An 18,355-nucleotide genomic window follows, 5' to 3' on the forward strand; every position below is an offset into this window, starting at 1 on the left:
TGCCCTCAAGCGCCGTGCCGCTGCCCTGGGCTACCAGATCAATCCGATGGAGGCAGTCGCATGAACGACCGTCCTCAGTTCTGTTTCTTGTGAGCTGCGCCGGCCACGGCACGCGCTTCGAGATCGAGTGCTACGACATCGGCCACCTCTACACGCTGGCCCATTTCGTCGACCGCGGCCTCGTCAAGCCGCCCTTCTTCGTGCAGTCGGTGTTCGGCCTGCTCGGCGGCATCGGCACCCACCCCGAGGACGTGGCCATGATGAAGCGCACCGCGGACCGGCTGTTCGGCAAGGACTACCTCTGGTCGGTGCTGGGCGCCGGCCGCAGCCAGATGACGATCGCGACGCTGGCGCTGGGCATGGGCGGCAACGTGCGCGTCGGCCTGGAGGACTCGCTCTGGGACGGTCCCGGCCAGTTCGCCCGCAGCAACGCCGACCAAGTGCGCCGCGTGCGTCGCATCATCGAGGGCCTGTCGCTCGAGATCGCCACGCCCGACGAGGCCCGCCGCATGCTGCAGCTCAAGGGCGGCGACGCGATCGCCATCTAGGAAGTCGCTCCAGGCCCCTCCCCCCTCTACGCCGGGGGGGGACGGGCCGGGCCGGCTTCCTAAGCTAGCCCCCATAACAGGCCGCCGGGGCCCACCGCCCGGCAGCCATCACACGGAGACAAGCCATGACCCAAACCGTCGCTGCACCCGCCGTCGTGCGCGCCGCCTCGCTGCCGGACTCGATCCAGGCCCATCCGCTGACCTGCGCCATCGGCGCCGAGATCCGCGGCGTCCACCTCGGCGCCGCCTCGCGCGACCCGGCTGCCATGGAGGAGCTGCGCCGCCTGCTGATCCAGCACCGTGTGCTGTTCTTCCGCGACCAGAACATCAGCCGCGCCGAGCATGTCGCCTTCGCACGCCACTTCGGCGAACTGGAGGACCATCCGGTGGCCGGCGCCGTGCCCGAGCAGCCCGGCCTTGTCGCGATCTACAAGAGCCCCGACACCCCCATCGACCGCTACGAGAACTGCTGGCACACCGACGCCACCTGGCGCGAAAAGCCGCCCTTCGGCTGCGTGCTGCGCTGCGTCGAGGCCCCGCCGGTGGGCGGCGACACCATGTGGGCCAACATGGTGCTGGCCTACGAGAAGCTGCCCGAGCACATCAAGCAGCAGATCGCCGGCCTGCGCGCCCGCCACAGCATCGAAGCCAGCTTCGGCGCGGCGATGCCGATCGAGAAGCGCCTGGCGCTCAAGGCCCAGTTCCCCGACGCCGAGCACCCGGTGGTGCGCACCCATCCGGACACCGGCGAAAAGATCCTGTTCGTCAACGGCTTCACGACGCACTTCACCAACTTCCACACTGCCGCCAACGTGCGCTTCGGCCAGGACTACACGCATGGCAGCGGTGAGCTGCTGCGCTACCTGATCAGCCAGGCCTTCATTCCCGAGTACCAGGTGCGCTGGCGCTGGCAGCCGAACTCCGTGGCCATGTGGGACAACCGTTCCACGCAGCACTACGCGGTGATGGACTACCCGCCCTGCCACCGAAAGATGGAGCGCGCCGGAATCATCGGCGACACGCCCTACTGAGCCTCCAGCCCCGCCCCCGATTCAACCCACCCAGAGGATCACCCCCATGAACCTGCTCGACGGTCACCTGTTCCCCGAAAACCAGCAGCCGCTGATCATCACTGCCGCGCCGTATGCGCCCTCCTGGCTGCCCTCCGACTTCCCCGAGGACATCCCGGTCACGATGGAAGAGCAGATCCAGAAGGCGGTCGACTGCTACAACGCCGGCGCCCGCGTGCTGCACCTGCATGTGCGCGAACTCGACGGCAAGGGCAGCAAGCGCCTGTCCAAGTTCAACGAACTGATCGCCGGCGTGCGCAAGGCCTGCCCCGAGATGATCATCCAGGTCGGCGGCTCGATCAGCTTCGCGCCCGAGACCGAGGGCGCAGCGGCCAAGTGGCTCAGCGACGACACCCGCCACATGCTGGCCGAGCTGACCCCCAAGCCCGACCAGGTCACGGTGACGATCAACACCTCGCAGATGAACGTCCCCGAGCAGTTCGACGCCCGCGACCTCGCCGGCACGTCGATGGCCGAGCCCGAGGTCTTCAACGCCTACAAGGAAATGATCGTGCCGGCCCAGCCTGGCTGGGCCGAGGAGCACATCCGCCGCCTGACCGCTGCCGGCATCCAGAGCGCCTTCCAGTGCTACAACATCAACAGCTTCGAGTCGGTGGAGCGCCTGATGCGGCGCGGCATTTACAAGGGCCCGCTGGTGATGAACTGGGTCGCCATCGGCGGCGGCATGGATGCGCCCAACCTCTACAACATGGCCAACATCGTGCGCGCCGTGCCCGATGGCGCCGTGCTGACCGTCGAGGCCTCGACGCTGAACGTGCTGGGCATCAACATGATGGGCATGGCCATGGGCCTGCATGTGCGCTGCGGCATTGAGGACAACCTCTGGAACCAGACCCGCACCAAGAAGGCCAGCACCGTCGAGCAGATCGAGCAGCTGGCGCGCATCGCCAAGGATTTCGGCCGCCCGATCGCCACCGCGGCCCAAGCCCGCGAGATGCTGCGCATCGGCGTGTTCTACGACAGCGTCGAGGAGACGCTGGCGGCCAACGGCTTCGCGCCCAACCGCAACGGCGGTCAGCAGGGCTATCTGCGTAAAGTGGCTTGAGGCAGAGCCCAGCCATGTCCGGCTCCGCCACCGTCCTGATCGTGCCCGGCCTGCGCGACCGCGTGGACCAGCACTGGCAGACCCTGCTCGAGCCGCAGCTGCCGCGCGTGCGCAGCGTGCCGCCGATGGGGCGCACCGACCTCGACTGCGCGGCCCGCGTGGCTGCCATCGAGCAGGCCGCCACCGCCATCGAGGGCCCGCTGATCATCGTGGCCCACAGCGGCGGCTGCGTGATGGTGGCGCACTGGGCGCGCAAGACCCGCCGCCCGGTGCTCGGCGCGCTGCTGGCCGCGCCGCCCGACTTCGACCGCCCCATGCCCGAGGGCTACCCCAGCCTGGCCGAGCTGACGATAGGCGGCTGGCTGCCAGTGCCGCGTGCGCGCCTACCCTTCCGCAGCATCGTCTGCGCCAGCCGCAACGACCCCATCGCCCGTTTCGAACGGGTCGCCGAACTGGCGCGCGACTGGGGCAGCGAGCTCGTCGACCTCGGCGAGGTCGGCCACCTCAACCCCGCCTCGGGCTATGGCGAATGGCCTGCGGCCCATGACCACATCGCGCGGCTCGCCGCCTCACACTGAAAGAGAACTGCCATGCCACGTGCCATCCGCTTCTACGAAACCGGCGGCCCCGAAGTGCTCAAGCTGGAAACCGTCGAGGTCGGCGAACCCGGCCCCGGGCAGGCGCGCGTGCGCCACGCCTATGTGGCGGTGAACTTCATCGACATCTATTTCCGCATCGGCCGCTATCCGCACCCGCTGCCGGCCGGCCTGGGCAGCGATGCCGTGGGCGTCGTCGAGGCTGTGGGCCCCGGCGTGGATTTCGTCAAGCCGGGCGACCGCGTCGGCTACATGTTCGGCGGCCAGGGCGCCTACAGCGATGTGCGCGTGATGCCGGCCGACGCCCTCATCCCGCTGCCCGACGGCATCTCCGACCGCACCGCTGCCACGCTGATCATGAAGGGGCTGACGGCCCAGTACCTGTTCCGCCAGGTCTATCCGCTCAAGAGCGGCGAGACCATCCTCTATCACGCGGCGGCCGGCGGTGTCGGCCTGATCGCCTGCCAGTGGGCCCGCGCCATCGGCGTGACCATGATCGGCACGGCCAGCACCGAAGCCAAGGCCGAGATCGCCCGCGCCAACGGCTGCGCCCATGTCATCGTCACTGGCGGCATGACGCCCGAGGACCTGGCGCGCGAGATCCCCAGGCGCGTCAAGGAACTGACCGACGGCCGCGGCGTGCCGGTGGTCTACGACTCGGTCGGCAAGGACACGCTGGCCGCCTCGCTCGACAGCCTGCAGGTGCGCGGCCATCTGGTCAGCAACGGCACCTCGTCGGGCCCGGTCGTCATCGACACGATGCAGCTGGCCGTCAAGGGCTCGATCTGGGTCACGCGGCCGGCGATGGTCCATTACGCCGCGCCGCGCAGCCAGATGCTGGCCATGGCCGACGAGCTGTTCGCGCATGTGCTGGCCGGGCGCATCGCCGGCGAACCCCAGCAGGAGTTCCCGCTGGAGCGGGCCGCCGATGCCCATCGCGCGCTGGAGGGCCGCCAGACCACCGGCGCCACCGTGCTGACGCTCTGAGCCTCGGGGAGACGCCATGCATGCCGCGCCCACCCAGCTGCCCCATCAGGACGGTTACCTGGTCGGCCGCGGCGCCGCCTGGTTCGCGTTCGCGATGACCATCATCCTGATGATGTTCGACTACATCGATCGTCAGGTCATCGTCTCGCTCTTTCCCCACCTCAAGACCGAATGGGAGCTGTCGGACAAGCAGCTCGGCGGCCTGGTTTCGGTGGTCTCGGTCACCGTCGCGCTCGGCGGCATCCCCATCGCCCTCTTCGCCGACCGCGTCAGCCGCGTGAAGAGCATCGTCGCGATGGCCGCCGTGTGGAGCCTGGCCACCATCTCCTGCATGTTCGCCGGCAGCTATGCCCACCTGTTTGCGGCTCGCGCCCTGGTCGGCGTCGGCGAGGCAGGCTATGGCTCGGTCGGCGCGGGCCTGATCTCCAGCCATTTCCCCAGCCGCATGCGTGGTGGCCTGATGGCGGCCTTCTTCGCGTCGGCCTCGCTGGGCTCGGTGGCGGGCGTGGTGCTGGGCGGCGTCATCGCGGCGCGCTTCGGTTGGCAGGCGGCCTTCGGCGTCGTCGGCATCCCAGGCCTGATCTTCGCGCTGCTCTACCTCTTCGTGAAGGACTACGGCACCGTCACGCTCGACCCCAGGCGCGAGCAGGCCCGCCGCTCCACGGCCGAGGCCAGCGGCTTCATTGCCCGCGCGCTGGTGCGCTCGGCGACGATGCGCTGGGTCTGCGTCGGCGGCGCGGCGCAGCTCATCGTCGTGTCGACCGTCTGGTCCTGGCTGCCGAGCTACCTGAACCGCTTCCACGGCATGGCCGTGCAGGAGGCCGCCACGCGCACCGCCCTGGTCGTGCTGGCCTGCGCCGTCGGCAGCGTGATCTGGGGCGTGCTGGCCGACCGTGCCGGCCGCCGCGTACCGGGCCGCCGCCTCGTCACGGTGGCGATCGCCTGCCTGATCACGCTGTTCGTGCTGCTGACGGCCTTCGCCGGCCCGCTGCTGGGCTTGCAGCTTGGCCTCGGCCAGCAGCTCGGCCTGGTGCTGTTCGCCGGCCTCTTCATGACCTGCACCTCGGGCCCGGTGGCGGCCACCGTCATCGACGTCGTCCACCCCGGCCTGCGCTCCACCGGCGCGGCCGTGCTGTCACTGTTCCAGAACCTGTTCGGCCTCGCCGCCGGGCCCTTCATCACCGGCGCGCTGTCCGACACCTTCGGCCTGCGCGTGGCGATGGCAGTGATGCCACTGTTCGGCCTGTTGTCGGCTTGGGCGCTGCTGCGCGCATCGCGCAGCTATGCCGGCGACCTGCAGAGCCAGCAGCAGGCCCAGACCACAGAAGCCTCGGCCCCCGGCACCGCGGCAGCGCTGGCGCACGGCTGAACACTTTTCCATTTCTCACCTCCCCGCCCCGCCCATGAATGGACTGATGCAAGAGCAGCCTCTGCTCATCTCCTCCCTGCTGACCCATGCCGAGCGCCATCACGGCGATCAGCAGATCGTGTCGCGCCGCGTCGAGGGCGATCTCCACCGCTACAGCTTCCGCGAGCTGGCCGAGCGCGCGCGCCGCGTCGCCAACGCCATGGCCGCGCTGGGCGTGGGCTTCGGCGAGCGCGTCGGCACGCTGGCCTGGAACGGCTACCGCCACATGGAGCTCTACTACGGCGTCTCCGGCTCGGGCGCCGTGCTGCACACCCTCAACCCGCGCCTGCACCCCGACCAGCTGCTGTGGATCGCCGAGCACGCCGAGGACAAGGTGCTGTGCTTCGACCTCAGCTTCCTGCCGCTGGTCGAGGCCGTCGCGCCGCGTGCGCGGGGCATCAAGGCCTTCGTCGCGCTGACCGACCGCGCCCACATGCCGGCCGCCAGCAGCATCCCCGGCCTGCTCTGCTACGAAGAGCTGCTCGAAGCCGCCTCGCCGGACTTCGACTGGCCAGTCTTCGACGAGCACCACGCCTCCTCGCTCTGCTACACCTCGGGCACCACCGGCCACCCAAAGGGCGCGCTCTACAGCCACCGCTCGACGGTGCTGCACACCTTTGCGGCCGCCCTGCCCGACAGCCTGAACTGCTCGGCCCGCGACACCATCCTGCCGGTGGTGCCGATGTTCCACGTCAACGCCTGGGGCCTGCCCTATATCGCCTGCATGGTGGGTGCGAAGCTGGTCTTCCCCGGCCCCTTCCTCGAAGGCCGCAGCCTGCACGAGCTGTTCGAGAGCGAGGGCGTGACCGTCTCGGCCGGCGTGCCCACGGTCTGGCAGGGGCTACTGGCCCATGTCGAGGCCAACAACCTCGCCTTCGGCACGATGCGCCGCACCATCATCGGCGGCTCGGCCTGCCCGCCGGCCATGATGCGGGCCTTCCAGGAACGCTACGACGTACAGGTGCTGCACGCTTGGGGCATGACCGAGATCAGCCCGCTGGGCACGGCCTGCACGCTGAAGCCCCGCCAACTGGCCCTGCCGGCCGAGGAACGCTACGCCGTGCAGGCCAAGCAGGGCCGCGCGGTGTTCGGCGTCGACATGAAGATCGTCGACGAGGACGGCAAGGCCCTGCCCTGGGACGGCAAAACCTCGGGCGACCTGCTGGTGCGCGGCCCCTGGGTCATCGCCAGCTACTTCAAGGGCGAGGGCGGCGACCCGCTGGCGGACGGCTGGTTCCCTACCGGCGACGTCAGCACCATCGACGCCGACGGCTTCATGCAGATCACCGACCGCGCCAAGGACGTGATCAAGTCCGGCGGCGAGTGGATCGGCTCCATCGACCTCGAGAACATCGCCATGGCCCACCCCGCCGTGGCCATGGCCGCCTGCATCGCGGCCCACCACCCCAAGTGGGACGAGCGCCCGCTGCTGGTGGTCGTGAGAAAGCCCGGCGCCACGCTGACACGCGAGGAGATGCTGGCCTTCTTCGACGGCAAGATCGCGCGCTGGTGGACGCCCGACGACGTGGTCTTCGTCGACGCCATCCCGCTCGGCGCCACCGGCAAGATGCAGAAGAACAAGCTGCGCGACCAGTTTACCGACTACCGCCTGCCGACCGCATGAGACCCCTCGGCCAAGGACTACCTTGGCCGGTCCCCCGCGGGGACGGCGATGCTTGCGGCATCGAGCCGCAAGCACATCGCCCGCGGGCCGGCTTGGGGCGGCCCGGCGCTCGGCCCCGACACATCGATCGACACGCTCTATGACCGCTACTCTCACCACACGCATCAGCCCCGCCCGCCTGCGCGGCCTCTTCCCCGGCGTGATCGCCTGTGCCGTGGTGGCCGCGGCCGCCGGCTTCCTCGGCGAGCACTACGGCGCCCCGGTGCTGCTGTATGCGCTGCTGCTGGGCCTGGCGATGAACTTCCTGTCGGAGCAGGGGCCCTGCCGGCCCGGCATCGAGTTCTGCGCCAAGGCGGTGCTGCGCGTCGGCGTGGCGCTGCTGGGCCTGCGCATCACGCTGTCCCAGGTCGCGGCGCTGGGCTGGGGGCCGGTGCTGCTGGTGCTGATCAGCCTCACGCTGACCATTGGCCTGTCGATGTGGGTGGCCAAGCGGCTCGGCTTCCAGGCCCTGTTCGGCCTGCTGACCGGCGGCGCGACCGCGATCTGTGGCGCCTCCGCCGCGCTGGCGCTGTCGGCCGCGCTGCCGCCCCACCCGCTGAAGGAGCGGGCCACGCTGTTCACGGTGATCGGCGTGTCGGCGCTGTCGACCTTCGCGATGGTGGCCTACCCCATGGTGGTCAAGCTACTGGGCCTGGACCCGCGCAGCGCCGGCATCTTCCTCGGCGCCACCATCCACGACGTGGCCCAGGTCGTGGGCGCCGGCTACAGCATCTCGACCGAGACCGGCGACGCCGCCACCCTCGTCAAGCTGCTGCGCGTGGCCATGCTGCTGCCCGTCATCCTGCTGGCCGCGAGCATCACGCGCGCGCGCAGCGCGGCCGAGGGCAGCAGCACCGGGCCGCGCCCGCCGCTGCTGCCCGGCTTCGCGGTCGGCTTCGCCGTGCTCGTCGCGATCAACAGCACCGGCTGGGTGCCGCATGCGCTGCAAAGCGCCGGCAACGAGGCCTCGCGCTGGTGCCTGGTCGCGTCCATGGCCGGCATCGGCATGAAGACCCAGCTCAAGGAGCTGGTCACGGTCGGCCTCAAGCCGGTGCTGCTGATGGTCGGTGAAACTGTCTTCCTCGCCACGCTGACGCTGCTGCTGATGCCACGGCTGATGTGAACTGAGTGCCCCTCGCCCGGTCTCGCCGCGCTGAACGCGGGCGAGCCCGGTCGGTCCCCCGCGGGGACGGCGATGCTTGGCGGCTCGGCCGCCAAGCACATCGACCACGCGGGCCGGCTTGGGGCGGCCCGGCGCTCGGCCCGCAATACCCGGGTTTCATTCGCAGCGGGTGCCGCGGACGCAGAATGGATCGCTGAAATGTCCCACCCGATGAACCCCGCTTCCACCGCACGCCGCTAGCTGCTGGGCGCCGCAGCGCTGCTCGCCGCGGGGCTGCCCGCGCGGGCCGTCGAGTGGCCGATGCGACTGCTCGTCGCCGGCCCGCCCGGCGCCTCGGCCGACCTGATCGCCCGCCTGCTGGGCGAGGCCCTGGGCACCGAGCTCGGCCAGGTCGTCAATGTCGAGCCCAGGCCCGGCGCAGCCGGACTGCTGGCGGCGGGCGAGCTGATCAGGGCGCCGCATGACGGCCAGACCCTGCTGGTGGGCGTGAACTCGCTGGTCAGCGAGATCCCGCACATCGTCAAGTCCGGCCACGACCTCGGCCGCGAGCTGCGCCCGCTGGCCGAGCTGGCCCGTGGCGGCCTGGTGCTGGTCGGCCATCCCTCTCTGCCGGCGCGCAATCTCGCCGAGCTGGTGGCCTGGATCAAGGCCCGCCCCAGCCAGGTCAGCGTGGCCTCCTACAGCCGCGGCACGATGAGCCATGTGCTGGGCCGGCTCTTCAACCAGGCCCTGGGCACCAACCTGCAGCGTGTCGGCTACAAGGGCAGCACGCCGCGCCGCATGGCGGTGCTGCCCGAGGTGCCGACCTTCACCGAACTGGGCCTGCCCCGCCTTCAGGCGGTGGGCTGGATGGGCCTGTGGTGCACGCCGGACCTGCCGGCCGCGGCCCAGGCCCGGCTGCGCGCGGCCACGCTTAAGGTGCTGGCCCAGCCCGGCCTGCACGAGCGCCTGCTCGCGCTCGGCTTCGAGGCCGGCACGTCGCGCACGCCCGAGGAGATGGGCGCCGACCTGCGCGCCGATTTCGAACGCGTCGGTGCGGTGCTCAAGAGCGTCGGATTCAAGCCCGACTGACGGCCTCGATTCCGCCGAAACCCACTGCAGCGCGCCGCCCGGCTGCCCGCCGGTGGCGACGCGGCGCCGCTCACGCCCGCGCCAGCAGCAGACGCGACAGGGCCGGGATCATCACGACGGCGCCGACCATGTTCCAGACGAACATGAAGGCCAGCAGCACGCCCATGTCGGCCTGGAACTTGATCGGGCTGAGTGCCCAGGTCGCCACGCCGGCTGCCAGGGTCACGCCCACCAGCACCACCACCTTGCCGGTGAACTGCAGCGAGCGACGGTAGGCCTGGGCCAGCGGCACGCCGGCGCGCTGCTGGGCCAGCTGGACCGACAGCAGGTAGAGGGCGTAGTCCACGCCGATGCCCACGCCCAGCGCGATCACCGGCAGCGTGGCCACCTTGACGCCTATGCCCAGGGCCACCATCAGCGCCTCGCAGAGCACCGAGGTCACGACCAGGGGCACCACCGCGACGACGACGGCGCGCCAGCTGCGGAAGGTGACGAAGGCCAGCACGATGACGGCGGCATAGACCAGCAGAAGCATCTGTTCCCAGGCCTTGCGCACGACGATGTTGGTGGCGGCCTCGATGCCGGCGCTGCCCGCCGCCAGCAGGAACTGCCGGTCGTCGCTGCCATGGGCCTTGGCGAAGCCGTCGGCCACGGCTACGACGCGGTCCAGCGTGTGCGCGCGATGGTCGGACAGGTAGGCGATGACGGGCATCACCGAGCAGTCGTTGTTGAACAGGTCGGGGTTGTTGACGCTGGCCTGCTGGGCGCCGTAGTTCAGCACGTCCTGGTTGCGCGCAATGGCCAGCCACTTGGGCGAGCCCTCGTTGCTGCCGGCGGTGATCTGGCGCACCGCGTTGGCCAGGCTCAGCGTGGTCTGCACGCCGTCGACCTGCTGCAGCGACCAAGCCAGGCGGTCGGCCTCGACCAGGGTCTCGTACTTCAGGCAGCCCTCCTTGGGCGTCTTCACGATGACGGCGAAGCTGTCGCTGGAGAGCGTGTAGTGCGAGGTGATGTAGGCGTTGTCGCGGTTGTAGCGGCTGTCGGCGCGCAGCTCGGGGGCGCCGGGGTCGAGGTCGCCGATGGCCAGCCGGGTGCTGGCGGCATAGCCGCCGGCCAGCAGCAGGCCCGAGCCGATCAGCGTCAGGTGGGCCCAGCGCGGCTCGACGAAGCGCGCCAGCAGCGCGAAGAGGCGGTTGAAGCCACGGTTCTGGCCGGCCTCGCTGTCGGCCGCCAGCGTGCGCGCCGCGGCGGCGTCGCTGACACCGACATAGCTCAGCAGCACCGGCAGCAGGATGAGGTTGGTGAAGATCAGCACCGCCACGCCCAGGCTGGCGGTCAGGGCCAGGTCCTTGATGACGGCGATGTCGATCACCATCAGCACCGCGAAGCCGACGGCGTCGGCCAGCAGCGCCGTCAGGCCGGCCAGGAACAGGCGGCGGAAGGTGTAGCGCGCCGCCACCAGGCGGTGCGCGCCCTGGGCGATGTCCTGCATGATGCCGTTCATCTTCTGCGCGCCGTGGCTGACGCCGATGGCGAAGACGAGGAAGGGCACGAGGATGGAATAGGGGTCGAGCTCGAAGCCCAGGCCGGCCACCAGGCCGAGCTGCCAGACCACCGCCACCAGCGAGCAGGCCATCACCAGTGCGGTGGAGCGCAGGCAGCGGGTGTAGAGCCAGATGATGGCGGCGGCGATGGCCGCGGCCAGGCCGAAGTAGATCGCCACCTGCATCAGCCCGTCGATCAGGTCGCCGACTAGCTTGGCGAAACCAATCACCTCGATGCGGACCGCACCGCCGGCCTCGGCGCGGCTGCGGATGGCCTCGATGGCGTGCGACAGCGCGCGGATGTCGAGGCGCTGGCCGGTGGTCGGGTCGGTGTCTAGCAGGGGCACGACCAGCATGCTGGAGCGGAAGTCGTTGCCAACCAGGCTGCCGACGATGCCGGCGCGCGCGATGTTGGCGCGCAGCTGCTCGGTGGCGGCGGGCGAGCCGTCGTAGTTGTCCGGCATCACCGGGCCGCCGCGGAAGCCCTCCTCGGTCACCTCGTTCCAACGCACGCCGGGCGCCCACAGCGACTTGACCCAGGCGCGGTCCACGCCGGGGGTCAGGAAGATCTCGTCGTGGATCTTCTTCAGCGTCTGCTGGTAGGCCGGGTCGAACAGGTCGCCATGCGGGTTCTCCACGACGATGCGCAGCGCATTGCCGAGGCCGCGCAGCTCGCCCCGGTTCTCCAGGTAGTTCTGGATGAAGGGATGGCTGCGCGGGATCATCTTCTCGAAGCTGGCCGAGAGGCTGAGCCGGGTCACGGCCAGCGTGCCCAGCAGCAGCGTCACGAGGGCGCAGGCCAGCAGCACCCAGCCGCGGTGGTTGAAGACGGCGCGCTCGAGCAGCGAGCCCGACTGCCGGTCGAAGCCTTCCAGGCTGGCGGGCGCCTCGGCGGCGGGGGCGGAGATCGCATGCATGGGCAGGCTCTTCAGGACAGGTTCAGGGAGCTGACGCCGCGCGGGCCGGCCAGCACCAGGCTGCCGTTGGCGGCGCAGGCCACGGCGGCGGCGGGCTGGGGGCGCTCGACCTTGAGCGGCGTGAAGCTGGCGCCGGCGTCGCTGCTGACCAGCACATGGCCGGCCTGGCTGACGATGACGAAGCGGCCTCGCGCGTCGACGGCGCCGGCGGTCAGACCGACCGCGAGACCGGTCTCGACACCCTGCCAGCTGCGCCCACCGTCGGTGCTGCGCACGACATGGCCGCGCAGGCCGTGGGCGAGCACGGCGCGCTCGTCGCCGACCAGGCCGAACAGCGTGCCCGCATAGGGGCTGGCGAGGGCCGTGAAGCCGGCGCCGTCCTGGCGCAGCAGCAGTCCCTGCTCGCCGGCCAGGTAGAGGGCACCACCGACGCGGCGCACCGCGTAGAGGTGCAGGCCCTTGGGGTTGTCGGCCAGCGTGGGTTCGTTGCGCCAGCTGCGGCCACCGTCGGCCGTGTGCAGCAACGTGCCGAAGGCGCCGACCGCATAGCCGCGCGACCCGTCGTCGAACCAGACGTCCAGCAGCGGGTTCTCGGCGCCCTGGGGGCCGAGCTGGCGGCCGTCGAACTGGCGGCTCCAGCGCCGGCCGCCGTCGCTGCTGGCCAGCACCACGCCGTCGTGGCCCACGGCCCAGCCGCGCTGCGGCGTCGGGAAATGCACGGCGACCAGGTCGGAGCTGACCGGCACCTCGGCCTGGGCCCAGGTCTTGCCGACGTCATCGCTGGTCAGTACATGGCCGCGCTGCCCCACCGCGACGAGGCGGGGGCCGGCCCAGGCCAGGCCGTTGAGCAGGGCCTTGGCGGCCAGGCGGCTGGCCAGGGCCGGCGTGTCCAGCAGGTCGACGAAGCCGGCGGCGCGGGCAACGGCCACCGGCAACAGGGCCGCAGCGAGCAGGCAGCGCCGTTTCATCACAACCTCACTTCAGCGGACACCGGAGCCGGCCAGCGCGTCGGCAGTCCACTCGCGCTCGGGCAGGGGCTTGGTGTGGCGCACACCACCGGTCTCGGCGATCAGGCCGGTCAACGAGTACTGGCGCGACACCAAGTCGTAGTGGCCGAACATGTCGGTGTAGGGCGCGGGCAGGTCATAGCTCGGCGCGTTGTAGGCGAAGCCGGTGCGGTAGAGCTGGCCGCGGGCGTCGTACTCGTCGCTGGCCAGGGCCGCCCAGGAGTCCTCGTCGATGTAGAAGGTGCGCTTGGCGTAGATGTGGCGCTTGCCTTCCTTCAGCGTCGCCTCGACCACCCAGACGCGGTGCAGCTCCCAGCGCACCAGGTCGGGGTTGAGGTGGTTGGGCTTGACCAGGTCGTCCTGCTTGGCCTGGTAGACCGCCGCATAGTCGTTGTAGGGGACGAACATCTCCTTCTTGCCGACCAGCTTGAAGTCGTAGCGGTCCATGGACCCGGTGAAGATGAAGCTGTCGTCGAAGGTGGTCGAGCCGGCGGTGCCGGGGTTGGGCGTGTCGAAGGCCAGATCGGGCGCGACCTTGACGCGGCGCTGGCCGGGCAGATAGGTCCAGGCGCGGCGGTCGCGCGTGCCGATGTCCAGCGGGTCGATGATCATCAGCGCCTCGCCGGCGCGGCGGGCCGGGCCGCTGTAGGTGATCTTGATCTTCCAGTAGACCTCGGAGCTGGGCTTGCTGTTGTCCCAGTAGGGGTACTCCTGGACGCTGGTGCCCTCGGTGGCCAGCGTGGCACGGCCGTTGGCGTCGACTGCGACATTACGGTACTTGGCTTCGTAGCTCTGACCGTTAAAGCGCATCAGGTGGTTCCACATCACCTCATTGCCCGTCTTGGGGATGGGGAAGGGAAAGCCGGCATGCGCGCCCTCGATGGAGCGGCCCTCGTTGAGGGTCTTGGCCTTCAGCGCGTTCCTGGCCGTGTTCTCGTAGACCCACTTGGGGAAGGCCACGCTGCGCTGGGTCGGGTAGACGTCGATGCGGTAGCTGGGGTATTTCTGCAACAGGGCCTTGGTGCCCTCGGTGAGCTGACCGGTGTGGGCCGCCATGTTCTTCGCGTCGATCTGCAGCCGCGGCTTGTCGCCGGCGAAGGGGTTGGGGCGGATGCCGTCGCCGGGCTTGAAGCCGGTCGGCGCCGTGGTGTTGCCGCCGGTCCAGGCCGGGATGCTGCCGTCCTTGTTGCCGGCCTTCTCGGCGCCTACGGGGGTCAGCGTGGCGCCCAGGGCCTTGGCCTCGTCGGCCGAGACGGCCGCCGACGCCGCGGCGGTGAGGCTGGCTGCGATCAGCCCGGCGAGCAGTTGGATCTTGGTGTTCATGCGGCCCTCGCTCAGAAGGTGGCCTTGAAGGTCAGGCTGACGAAGCCCCGGTCCTTCAGGAAAGTGGTGAAGCCGTTCTGCGACGTGACCGCGGTCCCGTTGTCGCGATAGCGGCCAAGGTAGTCGATGTACTTCAGATCGAAGCGGTATTTCTGCTGCACGTCGGCCGACAGGCCGAGGCTGAAGTTGCCCAGGCCCTCGTTGCCACCGAAGGTGACGGCCGAGTTGCCCTTGAGGCCGATGGCATAGGTCAGGGGCGCCGACAGGTCCACGCCCGGCACGACCTGGAACCAGCTCGGCGTGAAGCCGAGGCCGATGCCGACATAGTCCTTGGTGGCGCAGCCGTCCCATTTGTCCCAGTTGCGCAGGCGCGTGGTGCCGTTGGCCAGGCAGGGCGCATAGCCGACCGCGTTGAACAGGTTGGCGCCGCTGCGCACCTTGCTCCAGCTCGAATACTGCAGCTCGCCGGCCCAGCTCGCGGCGTCGAACAGCGGCGTGCGCGAGATCGTGCCGAGCAGGTTGACCAGCGCATGCCAGGTGTCGCCGCGCGGGCCCTTGGTCTGGCCGGGATCGGGCAGGCCGATGGCGACGCCCAGGGTCTGCGAGTTCAGCGGCGTGTTGCGCCGCTGCGAGACCTCGGCACCGAGGCTGACGCCGCCGATGTTCTTGGCCAGGCTGATGCCGAACAGCTTGACGTGGTCGGCATAGATCAGGTTGTAGCGGCTGCCGGCGGGCGGCAGCTGGGTCAGCAGCGTCTGGGGCATCTTGTCGGCGAAGTCGCGCCAGTAGAAGCCGAGCGTGCCGTCCAGCCAGTTCGGGCTCCAGCGCGCCGCCAGGCCCCATTCGCCGCGGTCCCGGGGCCGCACGGCGTCGCCGCGCTTGGCAAAGCCCAGGGCGGCCGACAGGTATTGGCGGTCCGGCCCGTTGAAGACGAAGTCGACCGGGCCGAGATAGGTGCCGCCCTCGGGATAGCGGGCCGACTCCCATTGCAGCGCATAGGTCGCGGCCAGCGACAGCGTGTCGGCCACCTGGGCCTGCGCCGAGAGCTGGTCGATCGGGCGGAACAGCTCCTTGGCCTCGACGCCCGGTGTGGCAAAGCCCTTCTGCAGGTCCAGCGGGCTTTGCGCATAGGCGACGCTGTGCATATGGCCGCCGAGCAGCAGGGACTCGCCCCAGTAGACGCTGTGGCGGCCGAGCTTGACCGAGACCGGCACGTCGCCGGCGTCGAAGCCGGTGAACGCGAAGGCATCCAGGATCTCGCCGGTGCCGCCGCGGTAGAGCCGCTTGATGGTCGAGCTGTACTGGTTGCCCACATAGCTCGGGATGGCGGCGAAGGGCGCATTGGGGTTCGATCGGCTGCTGCTGCCATAGGCGGCATCGCCCCAGGCCGCCGCGCTCAGGCGCACGCCGCTGCGTTTCTTGTAGACCACGTCGAACTCCGACAGCAGGTCCAGGCGCTTGGCGACCATGTCGCCCTTGTCGAAGCTGTAGTCGCCCTCGTCGGCGATCACCGTGTTGGCGATCTTGGGATCGCGCCCCTCGACGCGCCAGCCGAGGTTGACGCGCACGGTGTTGTCCCAGCGGACGCTGACATCGGGGTTGCCGGTGTTGATCTCGAAGGCCCCGGCCGGCAGGGCCAGGAACAGGGTCGCGGCAGCCAGGGTCAGCGGCGCGAGTGCGAACGGGTGATGCGCAGGTCGTCTCACGTTGTCTCCGTTTGTATGGGTGTCCTCACGGCCTCTTTTCGGGGCTCGTGAAGGCTGGATCAGCGTAGGAAATTCTGCGAACCGGGGAGGCCCCCAGCCCCCCTCTTGACAGGGGGGAGGTCGGCGCGGCAAACCCGCCCACCGTGACCCCAAGGCGACAGGTCGGGCGCGCCGCCTTCCTCGTTCAAACCGCAGCCTGCCAGGTCTGCCGGCGGAGGGCCCGTGGGCTTCGCTCGCGGCAGGCAGCTGCGCGGCGGAATCCGCGAGCACGAGGCCAGGGACACCGGCGCGGCATCGCATGCAAGGCCAGTTCGGCTTGAGTCAGCGGGATGCGGCAGCGTGCGCTCTCATGAGCGGTGCAGTCGACGCTTGTCGGAAACGGCTCTGTCCCAGAGCCCGTTTTTTTTGCTCGCATGAGCAGCAAGCGATGGCGCAAAAAGCAAACCCGGCTGGCGCCGGGTTCTTGTGGAGTCCTTGATTGGTGGGCGGTGCAGGTTTCGAACCTGCGACCCCCACAGTGTGAATGTGGTGCTCTACCCCTGAGCTAACCGCCCAATCAAAAACTGCCTTGGCCTATATTTGGCCTACCCGACCAGCCGCGCATTCAGGATCCACTTCGAGCCCTCGCTTTGAAAGGACACCTGGTGGGCGGTACAGGGTTCGAACCTGTGACCCCTGCCGTGTGAAGGCAGTGCTCTACCGCTGAGCTAACCGCCCTGATTGCACCCTGGCTTTCCGGGAAGCCCGCGATTATGCCACGGGTTCGGCGGGTTCCAATGTTCGCCACTTGCAGGCGCCGCCGGCAGCCTTGTCGAGCTCGACCAGCAGCTTGGCATGGGCCTCGGCCTCGGCCGCGTCGGCCCGCAGTACCGGCAGCTCGAAGCGCCTCAGGTCCACGGCCTCGAAGGACGCGTGGGCGTCACCACCGCCGGCGTCGCCATGGTCGTCCATCAGCAGCGCGTCCTGGCCGCGCGTCAGGCGGATGTAGACATCGGCCAGCAGTTCGGCGTCGAGCAGCGCGCCGTGCAGCACGCGCTTGGTGTTGTCCACCTCGAGGCGGCGGCACAGCGCGTCCAGCGAGTTGGCCTTGCCGGGGAAGAGGTCGCGCGCCATCAGCAGCGTGTCGCGCACGCCACTCACATGGTCGGTCAGCACGCCGCGCCTGAGACGGCGCAACTCGGCGTTGATGAAGCCGATATCGAAGGGCGCGTTGTGGATGACGAGCTCGGCACCGGCCAGGAAGGCGAGCAGCTGGTCGACGATCTCGGCGAACTTGGGCTTGTCGGACAGGAATTCTTCCGTCAGCCCGTGCACCCGCAGCGCGTCCTCGTGGCTGGCGCGCTCGGGGTTGATGTAGAGGTGCAGGTTGTTGCCGGTGAGCTGGCGGTTGACCATCTCCACGCAGCCGACCTCGATGATGCGGTCGCCCTTGTCGGCCTCCAGGCCGGTGGTTTCGGTGTCGAAGAAAATCTGTCTCATCGCTCAGCCCGCGGGCCTCTCGTTGCGCCTGGTAGCCCAGGCAAAGAGGGCGATACCGCCGACGATCATCGGCACGCACAGCCACTGCCCCATGCTGAGGCCGGTGCGAGCGGCGAACTCCATCAGGAAGGCATCCGGCTCGCGGAAGTATTCGGCCGCAAAGCGCAACACGCCGTAGCCGATCAGGAACACGCCCGAGATCTGGCCCGTCGCGCGCGGCTTGCGCGCGTAGAACCACAGGACGATGAAGAGTAGCAGGCCCTCGCCGGCCGCCTGGTAGAGCTGCGACGGATGCCGGGCGAAGCCGGCGGGATCGTTGGCCTGCGGAAAGATCATCGCCCACGGCAGGTCGGCCGGCGCCTGGCGCCCCCAGAGCTCGCCGTTGATGAAATTGCCCAGGCGCACCGAGACGATGCCGGTCGGCACGCAGGGCGCGATCAGGTCAGACACCTCGAAGAAGCCGCGACTGCGCCGGCGGCCAAACAGGAAGAGGCCGAGCAGCACGCCCAGCAGCCCGCCATGGAAGGACATGCCGCCCTTCCAGACCGCGAACACCTCCAGCAGATGATCGATGTAGTAGTCGGGCTTGTAGAACAGGCAATAGCCCAGCCGCCCGCCCAGCACGACGCCGAGCACGCCGTAGAACAGCACATCGTCCACGTCCTGCTTGGTCCAGCCCACGGCGGCATGCTGGGGCATGCGCGCGCGGCGGCCGGCCAGCCACAGGAAAAGGCCGAAGGCAATCAGGTAGGTGATGCCGTACCAATGGATACCCCCCGAGCCGATGTGGATGGCGATGGGGTCGAACTGGGGATGGACCAGCATGCTCAATCAGGGAAGCAGGAAG

The 18,355-nt window shown here is 69.6% G+C and carries 14 protein-coding genes, 2 tRNA genes and 1 pseudogene; 9 read left to right on the plus strand and 8 right to left on the minus strand.

The window, feature by feature from the left end; translation table 11 throughout:
- Nucleotides 1–86 precede the first annotated feature (86 nt).
- The 9 genes and pseudogenes from EV671_RS03265 to EV671_RS03305 all read left to right on the plus strand — a co-directional run.
- Nucleotides 87–548 (plus strand): annotated as a pseudogene (locus tag EV671_RS03265) (beta-keto acid cleavage family enzyme); the annotation flags it as partial.
- 125 nt (nt 549–673) lie between these two features.
- Nucleotides 674–1,579 carry a TauD/TfdA dioxygenase family protein gene (locus EV671_RS03270; RefSeq protein ID WP_415840488.1) on the plus strand — a complete coding sequence of 302 codons (906 nt, stop codon included), beginning with the start codon at nt 674–676 and terminating at the stop codon, nt 1,577–1,579.
- Between the two features lie 46 nt (nt 1,580–1,625).
- Complete coding sequence (locus tag EV671_RS03275) at nt 1,626–2,684, plus strand: beta-keto acid cleavage family enzyme (protein WP_132569864.1); 1,059 nt, start codon at nt 1,626–1,628, stop codon at nt 2,682–2,684.
- Nucleotides 2,685–2,698: 14 nt separating this feature from the next.
- Nucleotides 2,699–3,262 (plus strand): RBBP9/YdeN family alpha/beta hydrolase, encoded by a 564-nt coding sequence (locus EV671_RS03280; RefSeq protein ID WP_132569865.1) that lies wholly within the window; start codon nt 2,699–2,701, stop codon nt 3,260–3,262.
- A gap of 12 nt (nt 3,263–3,274) precedes the next feature.
- Complete coding sequence (locus EV671_RS03285) at nt 3,275–4,267, plus strand: quinone oxidoreductase family protein (protein ID WP_132569866.1); 993 nt, start codon at nt 3,275–3,277, stop codon at nt 4,265–4,267.
- A gap of 16 nt (nt 4,268–4,283) precedes the next feature.
- Complete coding sequence (locus tag EV671_RS03290; protein ID WP_132569867.1) at nt 4,284–5,636, plus strand: MFS transporter; 1,353 nt, start codon at nt 4,284–4,286, stop codon at nt 5,634–5,636.
- 34 nt (nt 5,637–5,670) lie between these two features.
- Nucleotides 5,671–7,299, plus strand: coding sequence for a 3-(methylthio)propionyl-CoA ligase (locus tag EV671_RS03295; protein WP_132569868.1), 1,629 nt, complete (start codon nt 5,671–5,673; stop codon nt 7,297–7,299).
- Nucleotides 7,300–7,438: 139 nt separating this feature from the next.
- On the plus strand, nt 7,439–8,461 hold the full coding sequence (locus EV671_RS03300; protein ID WP_132569869.1) for a YeiH family protein: 1,023 nt from the start codon (nt 7,439–7,441) through the stop codon (nt 8,459–8,461).
- Between the two features lie 300 nt (nt 8,462–8,761).
- Nucleotides 8,762–9,532, plus strand: coding sequence for a Bug family tripartite tricarboxylate transporter substrate binding protein (locus EV671_RS03305; protein ID WP_132569870.1), 771 nt, complete (start codon nt 8,762–8,764; stop codon nt 9,530–9,532).
- A gap of 70 nt (nt 9,533–9,602) precedes the next feature.
- Here the strand turns inward: EV671_RS03305 and EV671_RS03310 are convergent, their stop codons facing one another.
- The 8 genes from EV671_RS03310 to lgt form a co-directional block, all read right to left on the minus strand.
- Nucleotides 9,603–11,993: an efflux RND transporter permease subunit gene (locus EV671_RS03310; RefSeq protein WP_132569871.1), complete on the minus strand. Its 2,391-nt coding sequence runs from the start codon at nt 11,991–11,993 to the stop codon at nt 9,603–9,605.
- An 11-nt stretch (nt 11,994–12,004) separates the two neighbouring features.
- Nucleotides 12,005–12,961, minus strand: coding sequence for a WD40/YVTN/BNR-like repeat-containing protein (locus tag EV671_RS03315; RefSeq protein WP_132569872.1), 957 nt, complete (start codon nt 12,959–12,961; stop codon nt 12,005–12,007).
- A gap of 12 nt (nt 12,962–12,973) precedes the next feature.
- Nucleotides 12,974–14,323 carry a DUF1329 domain-containing protein gene (locus tag EV671_RS03320; protein ID WP_132569873.1) on the minus strand — a complete coding sequence of 450 codons (1,350 nt, stop codon included), beginning with the start codon at nt 14,321–14,323 and terminating at the stop codon, nt 12,974–12,976.
- A gap of 11 nt (nt 14,324–14,334) precedes the next feature.
- Nucleotides 14,335–16,029, minus strand: coding sequence for a DUF1302 domain-containing protein (locus EV671_RS03325; RefSeq protein ID WP_243655555.1), 1,695 nt, complete (start codon nt 16,027–16,029; stop codon nt 14,335–14,337).
- Nucleotides 16,030–16,508: 479 nt separating this feature from the next.
- Nucleotides 16,509–16,583, minus strand: a tRNA-Val gene (locus EV671_RS03330).
- A gap of 88 nt (nt 16,584–16,671) precedes the next feature.
- Nucleotides 16,672–16,746: transfer RNA gene (locus tag EV671_RS03335), tRNA-Val, on the minus strand.
- A 33-nt stretch (nt 16,747–16,779) separates the two neighbouring features.
- Nucleotides 16,780–17,508 (minus strand): DNA polymerase III subunit epsilon, encoded by a 729-nt coding sequence (gene dnaQ / locus EV671_RS03340; protein WP_132569875.1) that lies wholly within the window; start codon nt 17,506–17,508, stop codon nt 16,780–16,782.
- Between the two features lie 3 nt (nt 17,509–17,511).
- A complete protein-coding gene (gene lgt, locus EV671_RS03345) occupies nt 17,512–18,333 on the minus strand; it encodes a prolipoprotein diacylglyceryl transferase (RefSeq protein WP_132569876.1) in 822 nt (273 codons plus the stop codon).
- Nucleotides 18,334–18,355 lie beyond the last annotated feature (22 nt).

Source organism: Roseateles saccharophilus, assembly GCF_004342485.1.
GTDB classification, from domain to species: Bacteria; Pseudomonadota; Gammaproteobacteria; order Burkholderiales; family Burkholderiaceae_C; genus Pelomonas; species Pelomonas saccharophila.